Source organism: Edaphobacter aggregans DSM 19364, from assembly GCF_000745965.1.
Lineage (GTDB): Bacteria > Acidobacteriota > Terriglobia > Terriglobales > Acidobacteriaceae > Edaphobacter > Edaphobacter aggregans.
Genome location: NZ_JQKI01000202.1, coordinates 4,464 through 7,636 on the forward strand (window position 1 = coordinate 4,464; position 3,173 = coordinate 7,636).

Below are 3,173 nucleotides of genomic sequence, written 5' to 3' on the forward strand. Positions count from 1 at the left end.
TCGAAGCTGGTTCAGAAGGCGCAGCAGAGTGTTACGTGCGGGACCACGCATGCGCGGAAGGGTCGGGATGGAGTTGCAGCAGGTCATCGGGCAGCGGTTCTCAGTGCTGGTTCAGGAGCTGTCGAGCGCATACGCCGGTTGCCTGATGGGGATCAGAGCGTAGCGCAGATCTTGAGCCGTGATGCGTTCCACCACGATCATGGGACCGGAGCAGAGGGGACACGGCGGCTGGCTGGCAGCAGTGGTGGGCCGCGCGCGGAGATCGCGCCGCTCTAACACTCGTCTGCCATACCCTCGCAGTGATACATTTGCTTGCACATGCGAATCCCATTTTTTGCTGCCTTGCTTCTTTGCTGCACCCTTGCGCCTGCAGGACAACGGGGCCCATCGTCCGCGGATACTGCGAAACAGCGAGAGGCCATGAAGAAGCTGGCCTTTCTTGTGGGTCGATGGTCAGGCCCCGCGACCATCTTCCACGGTCCGCAACCAATTCACGTCATCCAGACTGAAGAGGTGCAGTACAAGCTCGATGGCCTTGTTCTTCTGATTGAAGGCACCAGCCGGGACGCAGAGGGAAAGGCGGTGTTCAGCGCACTCGCCACCGTCACCTTTGACGACGCAGCGAGCTCTTACTATTTCCGCGCTTACAACGACGGCCACTATCTCGATACAGAACTCACGGTTCCGGTGAATGGCTTTTCCTGGAGCTACGCCTCCGGTCCGGCTCAGATCGTCAATGCAATGCACCTGACCGACAAAGGAGAGTGGGCCGAGACGACCGAGATGACGATGGGCTCCAATCCACCTCGGCGCAGCGTTGAGATGCTTCTCCAGCATCAACCTTGAGGGGCGACGTTCCTCTGCGATTCTTTTGTCGCGGTCACTTCTCGCTACTGGTAATCGGACATTTCTATCGGGCAAAGGTGTGACATTTCTATCCGGCGCTAATACTCCGTGTTGGCGCTCTTTAGAAATGACAGGGTGTGGTGAAATACACCGTCCGGTTCTCGATGCGCTTGCCATCGTCAAGCGGTTCGCCGGTAGTCGATTGCATGTCTATCCCCTTAGTGAAGTGGTGCCTATCAAGGGAATCGTGCGCGGTCCTTGGCTCGAAACCGTACTGGAGCGGGATGAGGAGGGCCAAGAGCGCGTCAACCGCATCGCCTATGAGGTGTGCGTTCTGCTGGCGCTGCGGGAGCGCCTCCGCTCGAAGGAGATTTGGATCGAGGGAGCAAACCGCTATCGAAACCCGGATGAAGATCTTCCCGGCGACTTCGATCAGGAGCGCTCGACCTACTACGCGGCCTTGAAGCTTCCCTCCACGGCAGAGGCCTTCATCGCAGGCATCAAACGTGAGATGCAGGAGGCGCTCACCGGCTTTCATGATGGTTTGGCTGCCAATGAATACGTCAAGATCGAGGAGAAGAACCGTGGTCGAATCAGACTTTCTCCTCTTCCCGTTCAGAGCGAACCTGCGAATCTTGGCGCACTCAAGGCCAGAATGGTCGAGCGGTGGCCCATGACGAGCCTGCTCGATGTCTTCAAAGAAACCGATCTCCGCATCCGGTTCACCGACGTATTTCGAAGCGCCACAGTGTGGGAGAACCTGGACCGGGAAGTCCTCCAGGAACGCCTGCTGCTGACTCTCTACGGGCTGGGATCAAACGCAGGCATCAAGCGCATGAGCGCAGGACAACAGCGGACCAACTATAAAGACCTGCTCTACATCCGCCGCCGCTATATCAACAAGGACCAGCTCCGCGCCGCCATACGCGAGGTAGTCAATGCCACGCTGCGTGCCCGATCTCCCGAGATTTGGGGCCACGGAACGACGGCCTGCGCCTCGGACTCGAAGAAGTTCGGCGCCTGGGACCAGAACCTGATGACCGAGTGGCACGCCCGCTATGGCGGTCGTGGCGTCATGATTTACTGGCACGTCGACCGCAAATCCGCCTGCATTTACTCACAACTGAAACGGTGTTCCTCCTCCGAGGTCGCCGCCATGATCGAAGGCGTCCTGCGTCACTGCACGGACATGGAGGTACAAAGGCAATACACCGACAGCCACGGCCAGAGCGAAGTGGCCTTCGCCTTCTGCAGGCTGCTGGGCTTCGAGCTGCTGCCCCGGCTCAAGGCCATCGCCACGCAACGGCTCTACCGGACGGATGATTCGACCGCGTACCCCGGTCTTGCGCCGGTCTTGTCGCGGACGATCAACTGGGAACTGATCCCGCAACAGTACGACCAGATGGTCAAGTATGCGACTGCGCTGAGGCTGGGCACCGCCGACACCGACGATATCCTGCGCCGCTTCCGCCGTTCCAATGTGCAACATCCCGTTTACAAAGCGCTCGCCGAGATGGGGAAGGCCACCAAGACCATCTTCCTCTGTCGCTACCTGCAATCACTGGAGTTGCGCCGGGAGATCCACGAAGGCCTGAACGTCATCGAAAACTGGAACAACGTCAACGACTTCATCTACTTCGGCAAGGGCGGAGAGATGGCATCCAACCGCATCGACGATCAGGAGATCGGGATGCTCTGTCTCCATCTGATCCAACTCTCGCTCGTTTACATCAACACTCTTATGATCCAGCAGGTGCTGGCTGAACCTGCCTGGAGCGGTCGCCTCAACACCGACGACCGGCGAGGCGTCACGCCCATGATTCACAGCCACATCAATCCCTACGGCAGCTTTCGGCTCGACTTCCACTCCCGGCTGCCCCTCGATCCGCCGCGATTCGGTCCCCAATCGATCGGAGCCCAACTCCTTCTCGGCTACGAGCAGATGACCGGATGACAGATTGCCCCTGGTGACAGCAATGTTGACACTGGTGGCGAATTATCTTTTGTGAATTGAATCGTTTGCGCTGGATGGGCGACTTTAAACTGCGAAAGATCAGGACCTCGTCCAGCACAGCCGTCTAGGGACGCCCTCGCTGAGTGCGTTGGCGATTTGGCATGAACCGACCCGAAAGACCAGCCACCTATCTGCCCGGCTGGCCGACCAGCCTCAGTTTTGCTTGTAATGAAGCGGATCGCGCGCATAAGCCCGGTCGATGGCGATTGCAATTCTGCTCATTCCCGGCGCAAGAGTAAGATCGAACGTTCGCTGGACGTCGTCCTTGTATGACGAGGCGTTTTCGCCTTCCAAGGTAATGTGCTGCGTCAAT

At 58.5% G+C, this 3,173-nt stretch carries 3 protein-coding genes; all 3 read left to right on the forward strand.

All coding sequences use genetic code 11. From position 1 onward, the window contains the following. Positions 1-276: hypothetical protein (locus tag Q363_RS47130; protein ID WP_211256423.1), on the forward strand; the 276-nt coding region annotated here is incomplete at its 5' end. A 144-nt stretch (positions 277-420) separates the two neighbouring features. Continuing rightward, a complete protein-coding gene (locus tag Q363_RS29305) occupies positions 421-846 on the forward strand; it encodes a hypothetical protein (RefSeq protein WP_051979504.1) in 426 nt (141 codons plus the stop codon). Between the two features lie 127 nt (positions 847-973). Continuing rightward, positions 974-2,800: a Tn3 family transposase gene (locus Q363_RS29310; protein ID WP_084080894.1), complete on the forward strand. Its 1,827-nt coding sequence runs from the start codon at positions 974-976 to the stop codon at positions 2,798-2,800. Positions 2,801-3,173: the final 373 nt, after the last annotated feature.

Coding starts and splice junctions, on each gene's coding strand:
- Q363_RS29305 (WP_051979504.1), top strand. CDS start 421: ATGAAGAAGCTGGCCTTTCTTGTGGGTCGATGGTCAGGCCCCGCGACC.
- Q363_RS29310 (WP_084080894.1), top strand. CDS start 974: ATGACAGGGTGTGGTGAAATACACCGTCCGGTTCTCGATGCGCTTGCC.